Source organism: Ekhidna sp., assembly GCF_039940915.1.
Classification (GTDB): domain Bacteria; phylum Bacteroidota; class Bacteroidia; order Cytophagales; family Cyclobacteriaceae; genus Ekhidna.
Genome location: NZ_JBDVFO010000003.1, coordinates 174,952 through 198,445, shown reverse-complemented (window position 1 = coordinate 198,445; position 23,494 = coordinate 174,952). Strand labels below are relative to the sequence as shown.

Sequence of the window (23,494 nt, the reverse complement as noted above, 5' to 3'; positions counted from 1 at the left end):
CTCCACTTGAAAGCCTCATTATTTAATCTAAAGAGGCTTTTCTATTTATTGGGGTAATTCATTTTTTTCCTTGATATACTCACTTTTCATAGCAGTTTCATTTCATGAATATTAGCCAAGGAGGTCATTTAGATATGCTTCATTTTTTTTTACTATTTCTCTCTTGCTTTCCACGATAGGAATTCCTTTAAAATCAATGTTTGATTCAATTGGATCAAAATGAATAATACGTAAGAAGAACAGAGATTTGTTGAGTTTATTTCTTTTTAAGAGGATTTGTTGCTCTTAAAGCCTTGTGAATTTTGATGAACAAAATCTTTAGGAAATTCTTCTACACCAGGAAAGCCTAGCTTAATATCTCGACCATCATGAGGGATATAATTTGTCTTAAACAAGTAATCCCAAACACTAAGGGTCAATCCAAAATTCACCCCATATTTTCGTTCATCTGGTAAGTCATGAGCGTGATGCCATATATGCATTTGAGGGTTATTGAAGATGTATTTTAGAGGCCCTAGGTTCAGCTTGAAATTGGAATGATTGAAATGTCCTACAGCTAGCGTGAAAATATGAATGATAAAGAAATCCCTTAATCCAATACCTATCAATGCTAAAGGTAAATACTCTATAGTTCGGTATACAACATTTTCCATCCAGTGGTATCTCAAATGTGCCGCAAATCCCATTTGCTCTACTGAGTGATGTACCTTGTGAAACTCCCATAAAGCTGGAACTCGATGCAAGAGCCTGTGTGTCCACCATTGCACAAAATCTCTTACGAGAAACCCAATAATCAAATGCGCCCATGTAGGCCAGGACATCACTTCGAATGCAAGTAGATTAGTAATGCCTATTGAGGCCAAGAGGTCATTAAAAAAATGGACGACCACATTGGATGCGGCATTGTAGATAATCAAGGAAAATAAGAAAAAATTGAAAAACATATAGAAAAAGTCTAACCAGAAGTCCTTACGGAATTTTGCCTGTTCTTTTCTCCAAGGCTTTGTAAGCTCTAATATGTAAAAGAAGGCCGATACTCCTATTAGCCAATAAAAATAGCTGTGCCAGGTTGGGGTGGTTATCTCCCTCCATAGGTATGAAGCGTAACCTTCATAACTACTTTTTATTATATCTATATATTCTTCCATTGTTAATTATTGTATTAATTCAGTGTCAACTTCAACCGGCAAATTATGGTATGTCCATTCCACCCAAGAACCATCGAAATTTCGGACATCTTTATAGCCCAAAAGTTCTGATAGAATAAAAAATGTGTGTGATGAACGGACACCAGAATGGCAATAGGTTACAACCCTGGAGTTCTCTGAATCCACAACTCCTTTATAAATAGAATCTAGCTCACTAATTGACCTGAACTTATTCGTAACCGGATCAACTGTGTTCATCCAATCTATATGATTGCTTCCTGGGATACGACCTTTGAGTATTGCCCCCTGTTTCAATATCTCACCAGTAAACTCAGATTTGGTTCTAGTATCAATAAGGGTCAATGAGTCCTTAAGATTGAAAAGGTCTTCTACGTTTATTAAGGTCTCTGATCTATTGATATTAGGGAGTTTGAAAGTGCATTTAGTAGAGTGACTGACTTTCATCGTTAGTGAATCCACCCCTTGCCAAGCGCTAATACCTCCGTTGAGAATTGCCATTTTTTCGTAGCCATAATAGTGGAGCATCCACCAAAGTCTTGTTGCTTCACAAGATCCATTATCGTCATACATTACCAAAAATTGACCCGTTGCTATCCCTTTTGATCCAAACACAGATTCTAGCAGATGCTTCTCACCTAACATACCCTGATAAGGGAAGGAATCGCTTTGTAATTCGTTCCTCCAAATATTAATGGAGTTTGGAATGTGGTTAGTGATGAATTGATCCGGCTTTCTAAGATCCAGAATTGTGACTGAATCACTATGAATAATCTCCACTAGCTCTTCCACTTCAATGACGTACTTGTTTATCCTTGTGTGCTCCGACTTTGATGCGTCTTTACAGTTGAGAAGAACTATGGTCATTAAAACTATTCCGAATACATTTTTATTCAAGCTCATACCATTCTATGTTTTCTAGATTTGCTCTTCTCCCCTTTTTCTTTGGAGCATAGTTGGATGCTAAGTACTCTAAAATGACTGCTTCATTATCACCCAAATCCCATAGATTTTGTGTCTCTTGCATCCACTTTATCGTGCTTGACCAACCGGCCAGATTCATTCTGTTCTGAGAGATGAGCTTTGAAGAATGGCAGTTTGTACAGTTCTGAATTACAAGTTGAAGACCAGGTGAATCTATCAGACCTGTTTCAATATGAATTCCATCAACTATTTCCTGTGTTTTTGATTCTTTAACATCAAGATCATTTCTTGGTAGAAGAGTATCAAGCGCACCACTTGCTAAAAGAATAGTTAGAGTCACCAAAAGCGTGAGAGTAACAACTATTGTTCGTACTAAAAAGGTTATTTGACTCAGGACTTTATTTAATTTCTTGTCGTCCATCAGGTAACTTTTACTGCAATTCTATGGCATGCATTATTCAGATAGCCTTTCGGATTCCATCCTGGAAGAATCATAGGTTGTGAAGTTCCATTTTCATCAGTTGCTCGGGCCCAGACTTCATAGTATCCCTTTTCTGGAAAATTTATCTTAGCATTCCAATGTTGCCAAGCCAGTCTGTTTACTGGGTTTTGAAGTATGCATGGATTCCATGTCGCACCAAAGTCAATCGAGTATTCTACATCTTTAACCTTTAATTCACCAGCCCATGCATGGCCTCTTAATCGTAAACTTTGACCCTGATTCAAAAGAGCACCAGACTTAGGATATGTGATCACTGATTTAATGGGCATTGATTCAATGATGCACATATTTTCATCAAGCACCTTAGTGCCAGGCTCTACCGTCTCGCAAGGAATTCGATAAGAACTTCCTCCCATTTTTGCACCATCATGAACTTTATTCCGAACACTTAGTCTATCGATCCACTTACCCGAAACAGAAGCTGGCCAGCCACCAGCCACCAACCGTAAAGGAAAACCATGTACTAGAGGAATAGCTTCTCCATTCATCTCGTAAGCAACCAAAGTTTCATCCATTATAGCTTTCGAAATTGGAACTCCTCTGGAAATAGGATTCTTACTTGGATCACCACTGAGATGTGTGTCTTTACCATAATAACCAACATACACCGCATCATTTTTTAATCCGACATCATCTAACAAATCTTTAAGCCTTACTCCGCTCCATTCCGCACATGAAACAGCTCCAATAGTCCATTGATTGCCTTTTGCAGGAGGGTCAAACTCACTTCGACCATTGCCACCACACTCAAGCGTAAGTTGATAGGTTTGTTTAGGGAATTTCTTAAGATCATCAAGTGTATATGTTCTTTTGCCAACCACTGATTCTCCATCAATCGTTAATGCCCATTGATTGGCATCTATATTTTGTGGGATGAGTCCATTATTTCTGACGAACATCCTGGAAGCTGGCGTTACTTTATCATCCAAAATGTGCGCTTGAGCCTCAGCGTTCCAAGGTCGATCATTTAAAATGACCATGCTTTTATCCTTATCAAAGCGTTTGTAGAAATCATCCTGCTCGAAGAACAGAGGAGTATATCCGTCTGGTATAAGCTTTCCGAAAACAATATTAGTTCCAAGCGATGCAGACAGGGTCGCAAGAACACTTTTCTTGATGAATTCTCTTCTATTTTCTTTCAAACCCATAGTGTTAATCTAGCCAAGATACCTTAGCTAACCTTACACAGTTGTAACAAATGTTACATTGGTTCTTTATGAAAAGTCTAAGACTATAAGATGCTGATCCCCTATTTTTTAAAGTACTTATCAACTTGAAACCTACAGAATAGCGTTTTCTTCCCAACTATCTCGTAAAGGAGACCTTGTCTCATTAAGCAATGTATATTTTGGGGAGTGTTCTTGCCGCTTACTTAATAGAGTTACTTCAGAAAAACAATATTGGGGGAGAATGCACTTTATAGACAGAAAATAAAGAAGATGATTAAAGAAAGAAGAAAGTAACATACTCCTAGTCAACAAATCACTCGTTTTGCAAGACCTCAAGGTAATTAATTATTGATCCTTTTATGCCACGAAATTATGCTGTGAAATATAGCTTTTTTGCATATTCCACATGCAAGGGCGTATGAGTAATCCCTCCTACTCTTTCACAAATAGATAATCCATTTGGTCGTCCTGCAGCACTACTTTCAAAGTGTTGTAAAAATGCTTGTAAATAATCCCTTGATTTGGTGAATTGGGAAGCCGGTTGCTTCCTGAACGGATAACTGACTTGAGCTCATCCAGTGTGATCCACAAAAAATCCGATTTTTCTCTAAAGATGATAAACTTATCATCGAGTGGAATCATGGCTTGTCTTATCTCTTGCCGTGATTTGTAAGGGATATTAACCACATAGCTTACATAAATCCCATTCGCTGCAGCTATATAGGCATCTGGTCTAAAGTTATCGTCAATCTCTTCCTTTCCATAAACCATCCTACATTCTTCAAAAAACTCCCTCACTGCAATTTCCTGAGGCGTTTCCAGTCTCGTTTCATTATCCAAACTTCCAACCATTTCTCTGCCACCACCAAAATCTGTCCACCCTGGTTTATCTTCATCATAGCCCAGCAATAAGTACACAGTATCGTCAATGACTGTATAGGGAAGCACTCCCGCAGCAACAAGCTTGTCGTCCTGAGCACTTGCATTGAATACAAATAACCCTATTAAACATGTGATGATAATCCTCATAGGCCTCGATTTTGGAGTGACATAAATTTAATTAGATATAGCTTAAGAAATTAGGTGCAAATAATCTCTCATTAAAAAATTGAATCATAACTCTGATAGAATTATCTCAGATAAATTTGTCCGAGATAAAAAAATATGCTTAACATTGCATTATCAATACTTACATTATGTTTAGTAAAGCATGTGAATACGGACTAAAGGCTATGATCTCAATCGCGACCAAATCCGCGAAAGGTCAGCGAACAAACCTCAAGGAGATTTCAGCGAACATCGACTCTCCTGAGCAATTCACTGCCAAGATTCTTCAACAGCTTTCACGAAGCAAACTCATCCATTCCGTCATGGGAGCCCACGGCGGGTTCGAGATTCGGGAAGACGAAATGCGGAAAATAAAGCTGATAGATATTGTGAAAACAATTGACGGAGATCAACTATTTGTGGGTTGTGGACTTGGACTAAAAGAGTGTAACGCCAGCAAACCCTGTCCTATTCACCATCGCTTCATTGGTGTAAGAAATGATTTAACCAAGATATTATCCGAAACAAGCCTCGTGGAAATGTCGAACGATGTGAACGGAGGTTTGGCTTTTTTGAACAGATAATTTTTTTTAACCATAACTCGGATATTTCTATCTGAATTAATCATGAAAACTACAGAACAGTCCCTTTCGAAGAACACTATCACCTTTTGGCTGGTAGTAGTAAACCTCCCTTTGATTGCCATATCCATCTATATCCATTATCTCCTGGAACAAGTGGGTGGCACTGGCAACACCTTTTTGAACAACTTGGGCGTATGGTTCCTGGTGGCATTTAAGCTTATCGGTGCCAACTTGATTTTAGCTACTATTTTTTCAGAATTCAAAATCAAATAGTCATGAAAGAGGTAACAAAAGCACGCGTTTTCTGGATGTTTACCTATCTAATGGTAGTGGCGGCAATACTTACGATAGCAGTTAGCTATGCATCTGGTTTGCATCACTGGGCAAATGGACTCATTGTATTTGCTTCTCTGTGTTCTATTGGCTGGATCACAATCCTCATTCATCTTGCTAGCAAATAAATTCATTTATCATAATGGTGCATGTCAACTGATTTCGAGTCTATTCTCTTCCATATTTTTATATTACTTTGAATAGAACAGCTCCAACGCCCTAATGGTCGGAAGTGAAAATGGAAGAAAAACCAAGACTGTCGAGATTAACGGCTATTATAACTCAGCTTCAATCCAAACGGATCGTAACTGCCACCTATCTGGCAGAAAAGCATAGCGTAAGCGTGCGCACCATATATCGTGACATCCGAACGCTTGAACAATCAGGTATTCCAATCATTACTGAGGAAGGAAAGGGTTATTCTATCATGGAAGGCTATCACCTCCCCCCTGTCTTATTCACCGAAGATGAGGCCAACGCCCTAATAACAATCGAACAGTTGGCAATTAGAAACAAGGATCAATCATTGAGTGAAAACGTCTCAAGCGCTGTAGAAAAGATAAAAGCCATTTTGAAGTATTCTCAGAAGGGCAATGCTGATCTATTGACAGAAAGAATCTACTTCAGCGATCACCAAGCAAAAGAGAAAACTAGCAACAACTTGATGCAGATACAAGCTGCAATTATCCATTTTCAAGTCTTGCACATCGAGTACATTTCCTCACAGGAAGAGCTTACCACTCGACTAATAGAACCATTCGCGCTCTATAGCATTCATGGCAACTTTCTACTCATTGCCTTTTGTCGACTCAGAAAGGATTTTAGAGTGTTCAGAATAGATTATATAGAAAACATACGTACACTCAATGAGACTTTCACACCACATGATATGACGATTAAAGAGTATTTTGAGAAATATGTGAAAAATCAAGAATACCCCTGACACACCTCTGTCACAACGTCATTTTAGCTTTGCGTTATTATCAATTAAAAACGTATAAAATGGAAATCATCAAACTTATCACCCTCGGGTTATCGGGTCTTCTATTATCATTTGTTGGTCTAATGAGATTAACGAGTCCTATCAAAACCTACGCAAAAAATTCAGGAATAACACTCGAAAGGAATGTCAATTTATTAAATGAAATCAGAGGTGCTAGTTCTTTAATGCTTTGTTCCGGGATAATCATTTTGCTCGGGATGGCAATGCCTGCCCTGACCGATTCTTCATTTGTTGTAGCTAGTTTGGTTTTCATTGGATTTGCGATAGGAAGAATATTTAGCATTGGGATTGATGGGAAGCCAAACAAGCAGTTAATCCAAGGTTTGATCTTCGAACTTGTTCTTGGATCGCTAAACGTTTACTGTATTTTTCAATAAACCCATATCGCGAAATGTAGGTTCTTGAAGGTATTTGATTACCAGGTAGTAAAGAATTTTAGATCAATGTTCGAAATGAAGCACATGGAAGTTTACAAAAACCCCTTATACAAATAGTATCAGGGGTTTGACTTCATTATTTTCTTAAATCATACCTTATTTACTCAATGTAGCTTTCGTCATAAGCTTCCGGGTGAGAAACAGAAACATCATCACCAGGCTCGATACTCGAATGATGGCTCATTATCTTTCCATCCTTTATTACAAATGAAAACCTTAAGTCATTGGTTTCCTGAAATCCTCCTGATTTCCATTTTATCTTATACTGACCACTATCTATTTTGACACCATCGACCTTTTGACTGATTACTTGATAGGGAGCCACTGTCAGGTTGTGTTTCTCAAACAGATCTCTGTATAAATCTTTGATTTGATCTTTATTTCTCCTGATACGGGTAGAAAATGCAGGAATCATCATGGCTTCATCGCTATATACTTGCATCAGTGCATTAATGTCATGACTATTTACCGCCGTAACCCACTTATCTAAAATAGGCACACTGGGTTCAGCAATCATGTCCTCTCTTTCCATTGCCGCTTTATCTGTATCCGGTTTAAAGGTGTCTCTAAAAAGCGCGATTATTTCCTGAGTTGACTTACCTGTCCTCTTCATAAATACAAACTGAATGATGGCATGTGCCAATAGAAGAAGTAAGAGTCCTTCAAAAATTCCCAATTCAAACACCAGGAAGCCACATATCCCAGCCATTATAAGTGCATATCGACCTTCGGATCTTACATGGGCAATATTGGCAATCATCTTCCAGCCAGAATAAACCATGATAATACCCAATGCATACTCTGGTGTATGCTCAAGGATGATCGGAAATAAAACAACCAACAGAATTACCAATGAGGTAAATACATTCGAGAGCTTGGTAACAGCACCAGCAACTGTATTTGTTGTGCTTTTTGCTAACCCATCGAGATTGGTCATCCCACCGAAGAAAGTCGCTCCCATATTCGCAATCCATATGGCCAGCAGGCTATTGTTGGAGTCCGCTTTTCTTTGGAGTGGATCCATCTTCTCAATGGCGACATTACTCATCACCTGTTCTATCACATCGATGGTTCCAAGCATCATTGCAAAACCGATCATTTTTAAGATGAGGAAAAAGGTTTCTTGTTCGTTTAAATCTGCAAAATGTGGCAGAGGCAAAACAAGCTGGAAAGGAACAGAATCAATGGAGATCATAGGCAATGGCATGAAGAAGCTTAAGACAAAGCTTGTAGCCATGATGACAAAATAAGGGAGAGCAGGCATCTTCTTCTTATAGTACTTGTACAGCAGTACGAAAGACACGAAGGACACTAAACTGAGCGCAATAATCACTTCACGCTCAAAATTCAGCCACGTAGAAGTTTCATGCGCTACATCATACAGAAATGGAATAAACTTCAAGGCTATCTTGAGTCCAACCCCTGCCAGAAGACCCTCCACTAGATAATGAGGGACTATCCTGAGTATGTAGCGTTCTAGTTTGTATTTCCATACCACCGCTTGAAACAATGCTGTGAGTAGAATCACGAATGGCATATTATCGATCCCGAAAGTATGAACTCCGAGAGCGAGTGCTGGTGCTAAACCAGCAGCAACACCAGGCATTCCAGTGTAATTGCCAGGCTTAAATGAATAGGTAATGAAACTGATCACACCTGCAAAAATGACGGTATACAAACCTGTCATGATCGGGTAATCAGACATGAGACATATGCCTACAGTCAAGGGTACAGCCATCACACCTGCTACAGTTCCGGCAAGTGCATCTCTTTTAATGTTTTTTATGGATTCGTTTAGACGTTCTTTTATCATCTTATTCTTTTTTGGGATCGAGCATATGTGCTCAATCATGTGGGATATTGAGATTTATGCCTGAGAAAATCAGGACTTAGCGAATCCGGAATTGGATTCGAGTGAAAGAATAAAAAAGATTAAAGATTCAGCTTTAGGCAGCAATATTTGAGAAAAAGGGGTAGCTCCTTTTTATTAAAAAAGATGTTTTTTGGGGCATTTGTTTGACCGTGGAAGTGAGTGAGTGGTGGGAATCGGAAAGATTGATTTTTCGCATAGAAATCAAATCCTCCATGCACCCATTTCATCCAATCTTTTCCTTCCGCGCCTTCCTTCAGTTCTTCGCGCTCAGCTTCTCTACTTTCAACAAGCTCTTCACTTTCAAGGTAATAGTGCCTTGTATCAATGAAGGTCATGGCTCCCAGGAGGAACAATGAAGTAAGGATCAATAAGAATTTATTGCGAATCACAGGGCAAAAAAACATTGGATAAAAATCAAAAAATAGAACATTAGTATTGTTAAAATGTGATAAATGTTACATTTTACTTTCACCTAAATCACCATTCAAGTGAAAGTAAACATTGAAAAATTTGAGTTTGAAAGCGATAAAATATTATCGTCTCTCTTGGCACAGGATAGAAAGCTGTTCTTTGAACACGCAGAGCCCTTATCGTTTAAGAAGGGGAAACTTATTTTCTATGAGAGCGGAATCCCTACCGGGGTTTTTTTGATAGAAAGTGGGCGTGCGAAAATCTATAAGACTGGACTGGATGGAAAAGATCAGATATTCTATGTCTACAAGGCAGGTGATTTACTTGGCTATCATGCCCTCCTTTGCAATGAGCAATATGAAGATTCCTGTGAGGCATTGGAAGCGTGTGAAATCAAATTTGTCAGCAAGACCAATTTTGACATTCTGCTGAAGAGAATCCAGAACTTAAATCAGTTGCTTATTCAAAATATGAGTCACGAATTTGGCGTATTGGTGAATACCATAACAATACTTGCGCAAAAGCCTCTAAGGGAGCGATTAGCGCTTTACTTATTGATTTTAAAGGGAAAGTATGCTGAACAAGATGGAGAAATTCTGCTGCCCAGAGAAGACCTGGCAAACATTGTTGGAACCGCACGGGAGAGTCTTGGAAGATTACTCAAAGAATTTAAGGAGGAAAATCTGATAGAGGTAAACAACAAGATCATCAAAATACAGGATCGTGACAAACTATTGAAAATCGCAAGTTCGCAGTATACGTAGTTCTTTTCGGGTTGGTCGGATAGTCTGTCAATAAGGGAAAATAAACAATGAGTTTATGTCGCTAAATCTCTAAAAAACTAATCTGTTTCTAACTCTTCTTCGATTTGCATTGTAATCATATCAATTTCTCTGATTGCTCTCACATAAACCTGCTCCTTTTCTTTCATCAGGTTAACCATAGTAATAAAGTAATTCTGAAATGCGTATCCATATATGGCTTCAGGTTTTTGAACAGTTCTGTCTGAATATTTCATTACAGAATGTAACTCCTTAGCAACTGACATAAGGATTACATCCAAGTGGATTTTCTCCATTCTGTTCATGTATGAATACGTCTCTTCTAATCTCTGGATTCCTTCAATAATTTCATCATTAGAGAGCAGACTCAACTCTCCACTGTTTAACAGAGTTTGATAAATATTACTATTTCTATTGACATCAGAATACTTAGTGAGGTTTAATGCAGCGTATCCCAGGGTATCTATATTCTTTCGGTCATTGTTTTCAATAATTTCTATTGCGAAAAGATATTCAGTCATGTAGCGATTGTTGTACTCAATATTGCCAAGGATCAGGCTCTTATCTTCATTGATTTGACGCATAATATTGGCGTAGGTAACACGTGCTGCTTTATTCTTAAGGCGTTGCATATTCCAATCATTGACTTGAAAAGCCAAAAGGATGCCTATCATAACAAGTGAAATTTCTCCGACGGCATACAGTAGGTATTTTTTCAATTTTCCTTCTTTGATTAGCGCATTCCTTACTTTCCTGAAAATCTTCATTTCATCATATGCTCCAGTTCTAGCTGAGTAGTAAGATAGCAAATAGTATTCTGAGGCTTCAGACGCTGCTGTTTTTCAAAAGCTAGCTCAACAGAAATTTGATTTATGATTTTCTCCCTAGCACACAAATAACATAAAGTCACTTTGCTAGTCCAGACTCAGCAACTGTGATCAGAAGCGCCAATTTAATTGCTCGCACACCGTCAATATTGGCCCACCATTCATCCAATGAATGCGCATTCTTTCCTTGGCCTCCCCTGCCCAATGTGACAGACGGTACACCCAGTGAAATTGGAATGTTGCCATTGGTAGAACCCGTTGTTTCGCGCAATCGAGCACCCAATAGTATGGTGGCAGCTATTGATCGCTGTATCAAAGGTAAATCTCTGGAAAGAGCTCCTGATGGCCTATCTCCAATCAATTCCAAGTCCAACACCACTTCATCTTCTACTCCTGACTGGTTGTAGTCTTTAACTGCTCTTTGCATATTGGCCTTGAAAAGGCTGTCCATGGCTCGAATCCTTAATGGATCAAGTGATCGAATATCTACTTCAAACCAAGATTCAAAAGGAATGGAATTTACAGATGTCCCACCTCCTATTCGGCCAATGTTGAAGGATGTTTTTGGCCCCTCTGCGACGTACTCACTAGCTGCTATTGCGAAGTAATCAATTGCTTTTGCCAATGCATGATGGGGGTTGGCCAATCCAAAGGCGCCCCAGGAATGCCCTCCAGGCCCACTAAACTTCGCCCTGTATCGAATGGAGCCAAGCGCTTTATAATTCACACGGCCCACTGACCCTCCATCTATGCCTATCCAGGAATCGATCTTCAAATCGCTTTTATCACTGAATAAATGCTTAACTCCTCGTAAATCACCCAATCCTTCTTCACCCACCGTTCCAATGAATACCAAATCACTTGCTGTTTCAATTTGTGCTTCATTCATGGCTTTCAAAACCTGATAGACCATCGCGAGTCCACGGGTATCATCCCCAACTCCTGGAGCGTACAACGTATCTCCCTTGCGCACAACATTTACATCCGTGTCCAGAGGGAATACCGTATCCAGGTGAGCATCAAGTGCCACCATTTTGCTGGATTTTTTACCTTTTCTCAGCGCAATCACATTGCCCCCCTCATCTATCCAGGTGCTGTCAGCTCCTGCTTTTTCCAAAAGCTCCCTGAATGCCTTTGCTCTAGTCATCTCACCAAATGGTGGAGCTGGTATCTCCGTGAGGCTCATCAAAGTTGTCATCAAGGCCTCATCATTCTCATCGATAAAATCAAAGGCTTGCATAATCTTTGGGTCTTTCAAAAGTAAGGCTACTTCTTTCGAAAACTCCTTTGCTACATCGGCTTTTTTTAGTTTCTCTTTTTCCTGCGACTGTGCATTGTTGGAGAGAAACAATATCGGTATGAGTAAGATCAAGTATTTCAAAGCGGACTAATTTATGGTTGAATTTTTGTGGATTCTGCTATGCAATCTACTTTATCCTTGTGCATCAAATCATGACTTGTCACCAGAAATAATCGATTTGTCGCGAGGTTAGCCGAGATAGAGCACATCAAAAAGTCTTGACTGCTATGTAGCAATAGCTGTCCTCTTAACTATTGTTCTTGATATGCCATCAACATATCAAACTTCATGATGCATAATGTTATTTACTGCATTGATTAACTGGTCTTCATCAAAAGGTTTGACGATATAGTCCATAGCTCCCAGGGACAGCTCTTCTTTGACAACAGAATCCTGACCTACCGCGCTTACCATAAGGATGTGCGTCTCAAGCTCCTCTTCGGTGAGGATTTTTAAAAGCTCTTTTCCAAACATATCGGGTAATACATTATCAAGCGTAATTAAGTCTGGCTTCAAATCCAATGCCATCTCAATAGCTGATTCTCCATTCGCAGCTTCTCCTACTACTTCGTAACCAGCTTTTTCCAGAGCCGTCTTGATTGTTAGTCGCATGTATATTGAATCATCTACTATTAAAACTCTATTTTTCATGATCGTATATTGTGGTTATCGTAAAGTTTAAAATCTATCTTATGTGTTAATAATTTCTTCATTTTCTCGAATGGCATGAGCTATTCTATCCAGGGGTAATACTCTTTCCGCCGCACCCATTTTAATGGCTGCTGCGGGCATACCAAAGACCACACAAGACTTTTCGTCTTGCGCGATGGTGTGCGCTCCTGCCTCCCTCATTTCCAATAGTCCGCTTGCTCCATCGTCTCCCATTCCTGTCATAATGATGCCTATGGCATTTTTGCCAGCATATTTAGCTACTGATCTGAACAGTACATCGACAGAAGGTCTGTGCCGATTCACAACGGGCCCTTCTTGCACTTGCACGTAGTAGTTTGCACCACTTCTATTCAAAAGCAAATGATAATTCCCCGGAGCAATAAGTACTTGTCCTCGAAGTACATGATCATTGTCTTTGGCTTCCTTAATGGTGAGGTTAGAAAGATCATTCAAGCGCTTGGCAAACTGTCGCGTAAACATTTCGGGCATGTGCTGAACGATCACTACTCCCGGGCAGTCGATTGGTAGTGCCATTAAAAAATCCTTAATAGCTTCTGTTCCACCAGTAGACGCACCTACGGCAATGACCTTATCGGTTGTTCTGATCATACTCCTGGAAGAACGCTTAGTTATCACTGCGTCTGCCGTCAATTTAGAAGTAGGTATCAACCGATCTACCTTTCGAGACACGTTGGCGTGTGACACTTCTACTACCATTCTGCACAACTCTTTTCTGGCAGATTCTAGGTATTCCTTTGTGTTGATTTTGGGTTTGGAGATGACTTCCACTGCACCGTGCTCCAATGCCTGAATCGCGGAGGCGGTTCCTTTCTCCGTCAACGTGGAAATAACAAGAACGGGTATGGGATGCTGCGACATCAGCTTCCGCAAAAAAGTAAGGCCATCCATTTTTGGCATTTCAATATCAAGGGTAATTACATCCGGAAGGTTTTCCTTGATCTTTTTCACAGCTACATAAGGATCTGACGCCACACCCGAAACTTCTATTCGTGAATCCGACTCCAGAATGGCGCTTATCGTTTGTCTTACTAAAGCTGAGTCATCTATTATAAGCACCTTAATTTTTTTCATCATCAAATGGCTTTGTTTCGAATTAGATTATCAACATGGTCTAACTCTGGTACTTTATTGGAATCTTGACTTACCAAAAATTTCATAAGCACTTCTCCAGTGCCTGTATGAAATTGGATTTTTCTTCCTTTAAATCCTCCCGTGCTCTCTGCAACTACTTTTATGTTCACCAGTTCCAATTGCTCCATGGCTATCTCCCTATTCCTTTCCCCGACACTCAAAGAACTCTGCATCTGATTGGCGCCTCCAAATACCTTTGCTATGATGTTTGGTTTAGAGCTACCTAGAGCTACCATTCGCTCCATAAGTTTTTGAACCGCAATATTTCCGTATTTGGGTGACGCAAGCCCATCACCATTCCAGAATGGTAACATGAAATGATTGATCCCCCCCACTTTCAACTTGGTATCATAGAGACACACCGAGATGCAAGAACCTAAAATCGTATTTACAACATGAGGCTGCCTGTTTGCAAATAATGCACAAGGGAAAAGGTAGTGATCTGGTATGTCTGGATCTAACGTTGGCATCAAAAGGCAATTTCATTTTCCGAATCAAACAGAAAACCATTGCTGTCTGATGACAGTGGCCCTTGGGAATTACTTTGTGGAATAGAAACCGTAAAAACACTTCCTCCTCCACTGTTGGTTTCAGCTTCAAGGGTTCCCCCGAGCAAGTCCAATAAAGATTTCACTAAGGAAAGCCCTAGCCCTTGGCCTTTGTGAGGTTTTGTGACACCTTCCTCCAATTGCTGAAACCTGTTGTAGATGTAATTTCTTTTTTCTTCATCTATTCCTATTCCGTTATCAGAAATACTAACAATGAGCTGATCATCTACTTGTTTTACATCTATACCAATTGATGCTGAATCATTGTTGAACTCAATGGCATTTGCGATGAGATTTCTTAAAATCAATTCCAGTTTTTCAGGATCTGTGCAAAAGCTATCTTCTGCTGAATTGTTTACCTCAAGGCGGAGGTTCTTTTTTGCTATCAGGTGTTTAAAGCAATTTAATGTGTCGAAAATGATGGAGTAGACGCTGATTCTTGCCAATGAGATTCCAAGCTCTCCGGATTCTATTTCAGCCGCTGCAATGATATTGCGCATTTGACAATCCAGATTGAATGCCTCAGAATAGATTAGGTCAGCATATTTTCTTGTTTGCTTCTCGTCCAGCGTACCTTCGGTAATTCGCTTAGATAGCTCCAAAACGGAGGTAATTGGATTATTGATTTCATTTCTGATATTCGACAGAAAATTGGACTTCATCCGTTCAGCGTCGAGCAACTTCTGGTTTGACGTGGCAAGTTCCTTGATCACTTTTCGCTGTTCCTCACTTACTTTATCATTTCTGAGCCCCAAGCGTGTAATGATCGTACTGAAAGGGTCTACGCTTTTTAGGTTAGGTTTCATAAGCTTCTTTTTTGATAGATGGTTGGTTTTATTTGGTTGATCGGAAGGTTCATTCCCATGATCGACTCTGAATGACCTAAAAATAAGTAGCCACCGGGCTTGAGGTGCTTTAGCAATTTCCAAATGACTAATTCCTGAACTTCCCGTTCAAAGTAGATCAAGACATTTCGGCAAAAGATGATATCAAAATCAGCAGGGACTTGATACGACTCAGACATCAAGTTTACTCTTTGAAATTGTACTTTACTCCTCAATTCAGGAACGATGCGGACATCAGGGTCCACGGCTGCCTTCTTCTTCAATAAGTACCTCTTTTTTAACTCCATTGGTAGCATCTCCACGCTCTTCATGGAATAGACTGCTGTACTGGATCGCTGAAGCATTTGTTGTGAAATGTCAGATCCCAGCGTCGCATAATCAAAGCCAGGTTTGCTGCGAATAAATTCGCTAATGACCATGCCAATTGTATAGACTTCCTCTCCACTCGAGCAGGCAGCACTCCATACTTTCAAGATTCCTTTACCCTTTTGACTAAAGGCGGGGAGTATGGTTGATTTCATAAAATCGAAGTGACTTGATTCCCTGAAAAAATCTGTTTTGTTGGTGGATACCATATCAATCATATGGACAATTTCTGTTTGCTCACCTTTATCGGAAAAGACCAGATCACAATAGTCTTTGAAGGATGAGAGATTGTTTTCTTTCAGTCTCTTCTGCAATCGTGCCTGGAGCATCGTCCGTTTGACATCAGGTAACTTGATTCCGTAATTGGTATTTATGAAAGAGCTTAGTTTTGAAAACTCTCTATCTCCAATCTTAATAACACCTGATTTTTGGGGTATCACGTACAGATTAGAATCTTTCGTATCCACTATCTAAACCATCATTTGAGTCCAAAACGATCTCTACTTCTCTTTTTGTTTTCTTCTTTCCATTCTTATGAGGCTTCTTATGATTTCCATTAGCGCCATTATTTCCATTGGAATGGAATGCAGGAATATCTTTCTTTTTAGGCACAGGTATTATTTCTTCCTCTACCTCTTCCACTTTAAAGAAAGAAACAGCCTCTCTCAGCATGTCCGCTTGTGCGCCGAGCTCTTCGGCGCTGGAAGCCAATTCTTCCGCTGTTGAAGCATTTTGCTGTACAATCTGATTGAGCTGTTGAACCGCTGAATTTACCTGTTCTGCTCCTGAGTTTTGCTCAATGCTAGCAGCTGATATTTCTTGTACCAAGTCTGATGTTTTCTGAATATTTGGCACAACATTTCTAAGAAAATCGCCTGATTTCTGAGCGATATCCACGCTTTCAAAAGAAACCTTATTGATCTCTGAAGCTGCCACCTGGCTTCTTTCAGCCAACTTCCTAACCTCCGCGGCTACTACAGCAAAGCCTTTGCCATGCTCACCAGCTCGCGCAGCTTCAACGGCTGCATTCAGTGCCAACAAGTTGGTTTGGCGCGTGATTTCTCCAATGATCGATATTTTATCTGCGATCATTTTCATAGACGTTACGGTTTGATCTACGGCTTCATTGCTCTCGACAATTTCTGTTGCTGCTTTTGAAGCAATTTTTTCCGTCTCCTGCGCATTGTTATTGTTTTGCTGGATGTTCGCCAACATCTGCTCCATGGAAGATGAGATTTCTTCCACCGAGCTTGCTTGTTCGGTAGATGCCTGCGACATCTCTTGCGAAGATCCAGACATTTGACTACTGGCTGATCCAAGGCTGGATGCGGATGAAATTATGGTGCTTATTAAATTGCTAAGCTTCAGCAAGGCTTTATTTAAACTTTCACCCATTCTACCCAGCTCACCTGCTGACTCAACAGAATATCTTTGCGTCAGATCGCCTTCATCCAAGGCATTGATTACTCTACTCACCTCATTTGCTGCTTCTTGCGTCGCTGCATTAGCTTTTCGTTGCTGCGTCACGTCAATGGCAAATTTCACAACCTTATATGGGACTCCATTCAAATCTTTAATTGGATTGTAAGTAGCCTGCAGGAAGATTTCCTCCCCATTCTTATCCACTCTTTTGAATGTTTCAGTAATGAATTCTCCACGATTTAATCGATCCCAAAACAGTTTGTATTCGGCGCTGCTAGAATATCCCGGTTCACAAAAAATGCGATGATGCTTGCCTTCAATTTCATCAAGCTTGTATTTGACTGTGTCAAGGAAATTTTCATTTGCCCACCTCACAGTACCATCCATGTTGAATTCAATTACTGCATTTGATTTGTTGATCGCATCCAATTGTCCTGAAAAATCAGCAGAGCGAACTTTATCTTCCGTGACATCTAATGCAAACTTGACTACTTTGTAAGGCTTACCTTCCAGATTCTTGATCGGATTGTAGGTAGCCTGAAGGTAAATCTCTCTACCTGTTTTAGTAATTCGCTTAAAGGTCTCCGACACAAATTCTCCCTGGTTTAGCCTTTCCCAAAACATTCGATATTCAGAACTATTCGCGTATTGAGTTTCGCAGAACATTCGGTGATGATTGCCTTTTATTTCATCGAATGAATATTCCACTGTTTGTAAGAAAATATCGTTGGCTTTAAGCACTGTGCCATCCATATTAAACTCAATAACCGCATTTGACTTCCCTATGGCCTCCAGCTGACCGGCAAAATCTGTGGCCTTCATTTTTTCTTCTGTCACATCAGCGGCAAACTTGACTACTTTGTAGGGTTTCCCCTCCAAATCTCTTATTGGGTTGTAGGTAGCTTGCAGATAAATTTCACGTCCTGTTTTCGTTATTCTCTTAAATGTTTCAGATGTGAATTCTCCTCTGTTTAAGGTATCCCAGAACATTTTGTATGCTGCACTGCTGGAATAATTGGCATCACAGAAAATTTTATGATGCTGGCCTTGAATCTCTTCCAAGCTGTACTCAACGGTCTTTAAGAAATTAGTATTAGCCGTGATGATTGTGCCATCCATGTTGAATTCGATTACCGCATTGGATCTATCTATCGCCTCCAGTTGCCCTGAAAAATCCATGGACTTCATTTTTTCCTCTGTTATATCTGTGGCGATTTTCACTACCTTATATGGGTTACCTTCAGCATCTTTTACCGGATTGTAAACGGCTTGCAGATAAATTTCCTCGCCTGATTTGGTAACTCTTTTAAACGATTCAGCTATAAACTCACCCCGGTTGAGTCTATCCCAAAATTGTTTGTATTCCAAACTCCCGGCATATGAAGGTTCACAAAGCATTCGATGGTGGTTATCCTTCAATTCTCCCATACTATACCCTACTGTATTTAAGAAATTATCATTGGCATAGATAATGGTACCATCCATGTTGAATTCAATCACTGCATTGGACTTATTGATTGCCTCTAGCTGACCTTTGAAATCACTATTTCTTATTTTATCTGATGAGACATTTGTAGCATATTTCACCACTTTGAACGGCTTGCCATTGAGTCCTCTTATTGGATTATAAGTGGCTTGTAAATAGACTTCTTTGCCACTTTTTGTGAGTCTCTTAAATGTTTCAGCGATGAATTCTCCTTTATTCAGTCTGTCCCAGAAATCTTGATAATCCGCACTCTGGATGTATGCCGGTTCACAAAACATTCGGTGATGCCTGTTTTCAATTTCTTGCTCACTGTACTCCATGGTGTTGAGAAAGATGTGGTTGGCTCTGATTATCGTTCCGTCCATGTTAAATTCTACCACGGCGTTGGACTTACTAATGGCGGCTATTTGACCGCTGAAATCTGCCATGGTCTCTTTTTTTGCATGCTCGGATTTGATGAATAGGACTACAAGAGATGTGGTGAGGGTTACTCCAATCCCTCCTACTATCAAATGTTGTAATTCAAGCGTAAGTGCACATAGCGTGAAGAGGGCTGCCAGTACAATCCCTGCGACTATGGCTAAAGTTTTATTATTGGTTTTCATGGTTAATCTTTAGTGGTTGGTTTTATTGATTTTGTTCTTTAAGGCTTTCTACTTCTTCAGTCGAAAACACCTTATCTATATTCACGAGCATCATAAATTGCTCTTTTTCCTTAATCATTCCATCAATGAAATCTGATTGGTATTTTGAACCCAATGTTGGGGATGGTTGAATTTGTTCTTGGTCTAATTCGAAGACTTCAAGAACTGAATCTACGATGGTACCTACCTTTATCTCCTCGTCATTCAACTTTACAGTCACTACCAGAATACTGGTATCCACTGTAAATTCTGTCGTCTCCATTCCAAACTTGATCCGGCTATCTATAACCGGGAGCACACTCCCCCTTAGGTTAATTACGCCTCGGAGGAAGGCAGGTGATTTTGGTATTTTGGTGATTTTTGGAACCTCCAGAATTTCAATCACTCGCATCACCGGAATAGCGAAGAGTTCCTCGTCTAGTTGAAATGATACAAAGGATTGAAAGGTTTCAATACCTACATCCTCTACCAAAGCCTCGTCTGTATTAGTTGATTGCATTGTCATATTCATTTAATTTTTGATCTCGATACATCTCTATAAGCTTGCTTGTATCCAAGATCAGTGCAATAGTTCCGTCTCCAAGAATGGTAGCTCCAGAAACAAATGGTTGATTTTTATAATACTTCCCTACAGTTTTAACTACTGCTTGATATTCCCCGATGATGTTATCCACGCTGATACCTACTTTTCTATCTTCATTGTTTATCACAATAATTTGAGTGAACGTCTTTTCGAATGCCGAGTACCCAAATTGCGACCTTAGATTGATGAATGGGACTTGCTCGCCATCTAGCACAAGGAGATCGTTGAAGTTGTTGTCAAGTTCCTCTTGCATCACTTCGTAGCATTTTGAGACAACCGAAAGAGGAACCACGTATTTATCCTGATCTATTTCTACCAATAATCCATCGATCACCGATAGCGTCAACGGTAGCTTTATGGTGATTTTGGTTCCTTTACCATCAACGGAAGAAACTGAAACGGTTCCCCGCATGTCTTCAATATCCTTTCTTACCACATCCATGCCTACGCCTCTACCTGAAACATCGGATACGTCCTTTGATGTGGAGAAACCGGGATGAAAGATCAAATCAATGAGTTGCTTTTCATCCAGCTCATCTCCCTCTGTAATGATTTCCTTCTCAATTGCTTTTGCGCGAATTGCGGCAGTGTCTATTCCTCTCCCGTCATCTATCACCTGGATATACACGAAAACCCCTGAATAGTACGACTTGATGGTCAATTTTCCCTTTTTAGGTTTTCCTAGCTCAGTTCGTACGGCTGGAGTTTCAATTCCATGATCTATGCTGTTTCTAAGGATGTGCATCAGGGGATCTGATAATGACTCAATGATGGATTTATCTAACTCAGTCTCACCGCCCTCAGACTTGAAAGAAATTTCTTTATCCAATTTCTTTGCAGTATCCCTTATCATTCGTTGGAATCGATTGAAGAGGCTATTCACTGGTATGAGTGTCATTCCGAAAGAAACATCTCTTAATCTTCTGGATAGCTTCTCTATATTTTCTGCGATTTCCTCAAGTTTCATATCGCCAAGCATGTTGGCATGTAATGTGAGTCCAGCCTGTGTTGTAATTAGCTCACTCACAAGGTTCATGAGCTCGTCCAGTTTGTCAGAGCCTACTCGGATACTTGATATTGAATTGCTTTTTATTACAGTTTCCTGATTGTCTTCTGTTTTAGGCACTTCCGGAATTGCTGGAATTCCTACCGACTGAGCAATGGTCAGCAGGTCGCCCGACCCAATCCTTTTATCCTCATGTTTAAATTGCTCTACCTGCTCACGGAAAGTAGCATCCTTTACTAAGCCCGTATAAAAAAGCTCGATGATTTCAATCTCCGAATTGAATTCTGCAAAGACAAATACGTCTTGAATTTCCTTTTTAGAGACGCTTGTCTCTATATAGATTTCCCAATAAGTATAGTTTTTAACCGGATCCATATCCGAGAAGGATTCGATCGATTTGAAATGTGGAACACTGAGTATATCTCCGAGATTTACCAGTTCTTCTATGAGAATTAATGGATTTGATCCATCATCGAAAAAATCGACGGATGGCTGAAACAAAACATAGTAAGTCACGGCATCTTGAGGAAGGTCATTCATCTCAATTTCCAATCGCTCAAGGTCGTCTGACTCGATAAGTTTTTTTATTTCATTGGAGATTCTCTCATGGTTGACGCTATTGGACTTTACTGCTAAATCAGGATCTTCAACGACTTTTCGAAGGTGATCCAGTGCCTCCAGGGTACAATTGAGCAACCTCTGTCCCAGCTGCACTTTCCCTGTCCTCACATTGTCATAAATAGTTTCCAGCTCATGCACCGTCTCTGATATAACATCGAAACCAAACATGCTACTATTACCCTTGAGGGTATGCATCACTCTAAATACGTTTTCTATGCAAGATTTATCATTAGGGTTGTTTTCCAGAATCAGAAGTGCCGATTCAAGTTCAGCCAGCAATTCCTTTACCTCAATGATGTATGCTTTTAGTGCGTTATTCATGATTTAATAACTTTGTGTACTACAGAAATGAGCCGTCTTTGGTCAAAGGGCTTGATGATCCACCCTGTGGCACCTGCAGCTCGAGCCTCATTTTTCTTTGCTTGTTGAGATTCCGTTGTTAGAATAAGAATTGGAATGTATTTGTACTCCTCTAGTTTTCTTACCTCGGTCAGAAAGGAAATACCATCCATCTCTGGCATATTCAAATCCGTTATTATCAATTGATAATTTTTATTTGATTTCAACTTATCCAGACCATCGACTCCATTGATCGCTTCTTCTGTGTAAAACCCTTGATCAGATAGTTCTGCAGAAACCACCTCTCTGATACTTTCAGAGTCATCTACCACAAGCACATTTACTTCTGTCTCCATCTTCAGGCCAATTTAGGTTTGTGTAAAAACTCGGAAAATCCTGAAAGTGAAACTAACTGCCTGTCTTTTTCTGAGAAGTAAGAGTCTATACTTACATTCTTGGCAAACTGGCTTATATAGTGAAGTAGCTGAATGCCTGAAACATCAATTTCAGTAATATTCTTGAGCGTAATGGATAGGGAATCGTATATATCAAAAGTCGGTAGAATCGTTCGCTGAATATCACGAATCTCGTTTATAACAACTTTTCCTTCGATAGTTATAAAGATCTTGTTGACCTTTTTTCGCTTTGAGGATTGGAATAGGACGCGCACATTTCTTCCAATCAGATCTTTGTTAGGTTCTGTCATCGTAATAATGGTTGGTACGGTTAATCGCCTAGGTTCTCAAGCTAGGCGCACGATCAGTGTGCGATTGGGTGTGGATAAGGTGTGTCTTAAAGACTTAACCAAGATATGGAAAAAAATTATCAATTGATAATATGCTTTCGGGGTTTTTATTTCAATCATGGATTCACCTCGGTGAAACCCAAAATTCCAAAGACGAATATTATAGGGGGTACAGCGTTACTTCTAGGTGGATGATTTTTGCGAAAAAAGTGCATGTAATAAGTCGCATGTATAGCTCATAAGATTAAGCCTTTTTGAATGCAACCTCAAAAGTATCAAGGAATTCATTTCTCTCTATTTCATTCCTCCCGTTTTATACAAAAAAAATTAATTTTGCGACTATGCCTGTATCTACCATCAATCATAAAAACCGAGAAATCCTTTATGTAGATTTTAGCAATCTGAAAAAGAAGGATCCTGTCATGGATACACTCAATGACTGGGTAAAAGCGTACAAAGAATCTGAGAAAGAAATTTACCTCCTACTGGATGTAAGGGACGCTTTTAATGATCCAGAGGTAATGGAGAAAATGAAGCATTATGGTAAAACCGTATTCAAAGGTAAGTCCCGAAAACGTGCTGTAGTGGGCATTAAAGGTGCAAAAAAGTTACTTCTGAGGGGGTACAAGCTCTTTACAAACACGGATATTTCAACCTTTGACACAGTAGAGGAAGCGAAGGAATATTTAGCCTCTTAATTGTATTTC

At 39.8% G+C, this 23,494-nt stretch carries 26 protein-coding genes; 7 read left to right on the top strand and 19 right to left on the bottom strand.

Annotated features, from left to right (window positions below; genetic code table 11):
* Positions 1-266: 266 nt before the first annotated feature.
* The 5 genes from ABJF57_RS15785 to ABJF57_RS15765 form a co-directional block, all read right to left on the bottom strand.
* On the bottom strand, positions 267-1,148 hold the full coding sequence (locus ABJF57_RS15785) for a sterol desaturase family protein (protein ID WP_462232294.1): 882 nt from the start codon (positions 1,146-1,148) through the stop codon (positions 267-269).
* Between the two features lie 6 nt (positions 1,149-1,154).
* Positions 1,155-2,069 (bottom strand): sulfurtransferase, encoded by a 915-nt coding sequence (locus ABJF57_RS15780; RefSeq protein WP_462235961.1) that lies wholly within the window; start codon positions 2,067-2,069, stop codon positions 1,155-1,157.
* A complete protein-coding gene (locus ABJF57_RS15775; protein WP_462232292.1) occupies positions 2,056-2,511 on the bottom strand; it encodes a cytochrome C in 456 nt (151 codons plus the stop codon). The genes ABJF57_RS15780 and ABJF57_RS15775 overlap by 14 nt, the downstream gene beginning before the upstream one ends.
* Positions 2,511-3,740, bottom strand: coding sequence for a sulfite oxidase (locus ABJF57_RS15770; RefSeq protein WP_462232291.1), 1,230 nt, complete (start codon positions 3,738-3,740; stop codon positions 2,511-2,513). The genes ABJF57_RS15775 and ABJF57_RS15770 overlap by 1 nt, the downstream gene beginning before the upstream one ends.
* A gap of 453 nt (positions 3,741-4,193) precedes the next feature.
* On the bottom strand, positions 4,194-4,790 hold the full coding sequence (locus ABJF57_RS15765; RefSeq protein WP_462232290.1) for an NUDIX hydrolase: 597 nt from the start codon (positions 4,788-4,790) through the stop codon (positions 4,194-4,196).
* 167 nt (positions 4,791-4,957) lie between these two features.
* On the opposite strand from ABJF57_RS15765, the gene ABJF57_RS15760 reads away from it, so the two are divergent.
* From ABJF57_RS15760 to ABJF57_RS15740, 5 genes are all read left to right on the top strand, one after another.
* Positions 4,958-5,392: an RrF2 family transcriptional regulator gene (locus tag ABJF57_RS15760; RefSeq protein WP_462232289.1), complete on the top strand. Its 435-nt coding sequence runs from the start codon at positions 4,958-4,960 to the stop codon at positions 5,390-5,392.
* 42 nt (positions 5,393-5,434) lie between these two features.
* Positions 5,435-5,665: a hypothetical protein gene (locus ABJF57_RS15755; protein WP_462232288.1), complete on the top strand. Its 231-nt coding sequence runs from the start codon at positions 5,435-5,437 to the stop codon at positions 5,663-5,665.
* A gap of 2 nt (positions 5,666-5,667) precedes the next feature.
* Entirely contained in the window at positions 5,668-5,853 is a 186-nt protein-coding gene (locus tag ABJF57_RS15750; protein WP_462232287.1) for a hypothetical protein, read from the top strand.
* A 110-nt stretch (positions 5,854-5,963) separates the two neighbouring features.
* Positions 5,964-6,668, top strand: coding sequence for a helix-turn-helix transcriptional regulator (locus tag ABJF57_RS15745; protein WP_462232286.1), 705 nt, complete (start codon positions 5,964-5,966; stop codon positions 6,666-6,668).
* A gap of 59 nt (positions 6,669-6,727) precedes the next feature.
* The gene (locus ABJF57_RS15740) at positions 6,728-7,105 is read left to right on the top strand and encodes a DUF4345 domain-containing protein (protein ID WP_462232285.1); all 378 of its coding nucleotides are present in this window, start codon (positions 6,728-6,730) and stop codon (positions 7,103-7,105) included.
* A gap of 160 nt (positions 7,106-7,265) precedes the next feature.
* On the opposite strand, the gene ABJF57_RS15735 is transcribed toward ABJF57_RS15740, so the two are convergent.
* Together ABJF57_RS15735 and ABJF57_RS15730 are read right to left on the bottom strand one after the other, a co-directional pair.
* Entirely contained in the window at positions 7,266-8,978 is a 1,713-nt protein-coding gene (locus tag ABJF57_RS15735; protein WP_462232284.1) for a SulP family inorganic anion transporter, read from the bottom strand.
* 119 nt (positions 8,979-9,097) lie between these two features.
* Positions 9,098-9,427, bottom strand: a complete 330-nt coding sequence (locus tag ABJF57_RS15730; RefSeq protein WP_462232283.1) for a hypothetical protein — start codon at positions 9,425-9,427, stop codon at positions 9,098-9,100.
* A 99-nt stretch (positions 9,428-9,526) separates the two neighbouring features.
* On the opposite strand from ABJF57_RS15730, the gene ABJF57_RS15725 reads away from it, so the two are divergent.
* Positions 9,527-10,213, top strand: a complete 687-nt coding sequence (locus ABJF57_RS15725; RefSeq protein ID WP_462232282.1) for a Crp/Fnr family transcriptional regulator — start codon at positions 9,527-9,529, stop codon at positions 10,211-10,213.
* 77 nt (positions 10,214-10,290) lie between these two features.
* Here ABJF57_RS15725 and ABJF57_RS15720 read toward each other — a convergent pair whose 3' ends face one another.
* The 12 genes from ABJF57_RS15720 to ABJF57_RS15665 form a co-directional block, all read right to left on the bottom strand.
* Complete coding sequence (locus tag ABJF57_RS15720; protein ID WP_462232281.1) at positions 10,291-10,998, bottom strand: hypothetical protein; 708 nt, start codon at positions 10,996-10,998, stop codon at positions 10,291-10,293.
* A 139-nt stretch (positions 10,999-11,137) separates the two neighbouring features.
* Entirely contained in the window at positions 11,138-12,439 is a 1,302-nt protein-coding gene (locus tag ABJF57_RS15715; RefSeq protein ID WP_462232280.1) for a M20/M25/M40 family metallo-hydrolase, read from the bottom strand.
* A gap of 198 nt (positions 12,440-12,637) precedes the next feature.
* Positions 12,638-13,009, bottom strand: coding sequence for a response regulator (locus ABJF57_RS15710; RefSeq protein WP_462232279.1), 372 nt, complete (start codon positions 13,007-13,009; stop codon positions 12,638-12,640).
* A gap of 39 nt (positions 13,010-13,048) precedes the next feature.
* Complete coding sequence (locus ABJF57_RS15705) at positions 13,049-14,125, bottom strand: protein-glutamate methylesterase/protein-glutamine glutaminase (protein ID WP_462232278.1); 1,077 nt, start codon at positions 14,123-14,125, stop codon at positions 13,049-13,051.
* Positions 14,125-14,652 carry a chemotaxis protein CheD gene (locus tag ABJF57_RS15700; RefSeq protein ID WP_462232277.1) on the bottom strand — a complete coding sequence of 176 codons (528 nt, stop codon included), beginning with the start codon at positions 14,650-14,652 and terminating at the stop codon, positions 14,125-14,127. Before ABJF57_RS15700 ends, ABJF57_RS15705 begins: the two co-directional genes overlap by 1 nt.
* Complete coding sequence (locus tag ABJF57_RS15695; RefSeq protein ID WP_462232276.1) at positions 14,652-15,536, bottom strand: sensor histidine kinase; 885 nt, start codon at positions 15,534-15,536, stop codon at positions 14,652-14,654. Before ABJF57_RS15695 ends, ABJF57_RS15700 begins: the two co-directional genes overlap by 1 nt.
* Positions 15,533-16,408, bottom strand: coding sequence for a CheR family methyltransferase (locus tag ABJF57_RS15690; protein WP_462232275.1), 876 nt, complete (start codon positions 16,406-16,408; stop codon positions 15,533-15,535). Before ABJF57_RS15690 ends, ABJF57_RS15695 begins: the two co-directional genes overlap by 4 nt.
* Complete coding sequence (locus ABJF57_RS15685; protein WP_462232274.1) at positions 16,389-19,454, bottom strand: methyl-accepting chemotaxis protein; 3,066 nt, start codon at positions 19,452-19,454, stop codon at positions 16,389-16,391. The genes ABJF57_RS15690 and ABJF57_RS15685 overlap by 20 nt, the downstream gene beginning before the upstream one ends.
* 22 nt (positions 19,455-19,476) lie before the next feature.
* A complete protein-coding gene (locus ABJF57_RS15680; protein WP_462232273.1) occupies positions 19,477-19,992 on the bottom strand; it encodes a chemotaxis protein CheW in 516 nt (171 codons plus the stop codon).
* A complete protein-coding gene (locus ABJF57_RS15675) occupies positions 19,979-22,024 on the bottom strand; it encodes a chemotaxis protein CheA (RefSeq protein WP_462232272.1) in 2,046 nt (681 codons plus the stop codon). Before ABJF57_RS15675 ends, ABJF57_RS15680 begins: the two co-directional genes overlap by 14 nt.
* Positions 22,021-22,398: a response regulator gene (locus ABJF57_RS15670; RefSeq protein ID WP_462232271.1), complete on the bottom strand. Its 378-nt coding sequence runs from the start codon at positions 22,396-22,398 to the stop codon at positions 22,021-22,023. The genes ABJF57_RS15675 and ABJF57_RS15670 overlap by 4 nt, the downstream gene beginning before the upstream one ends.
* A 2-nt stretch (positions 22,399-22,400) precedes the next feature.
* Positions 22,401-22,748 (bottom strand): hypothetical protein, encoded by a 348-nt coding sequence (locus ABJF57_RS15665; protein WP_462232270.1) that lies wholly within the window; start codon positions 22,746-22,748, stop codon positions 22,401-22,403.
* Between the two features lie 380 nt (positions 22,749-23,128).
* Here ABJF57_RS15665 and ABJF57_RS15660 point away from each other — a divergent pair, with 380 nt between their 5' ends.
* The gene (locus ABJF57_RS15660; RefSeq protein ID WP_462232269.1) at positions 23,129-23,485 is read left to right on the top strand and encodes a hypothetical protein; all 357 of its coding nucleotides are present in this window, start codon (positions 23,129-23,131) and stop codon (positions 23,483-23,485) included.
* The last annotated feature ends 9 nt before the right edge of the window (positions 23,486-23,494 follow it).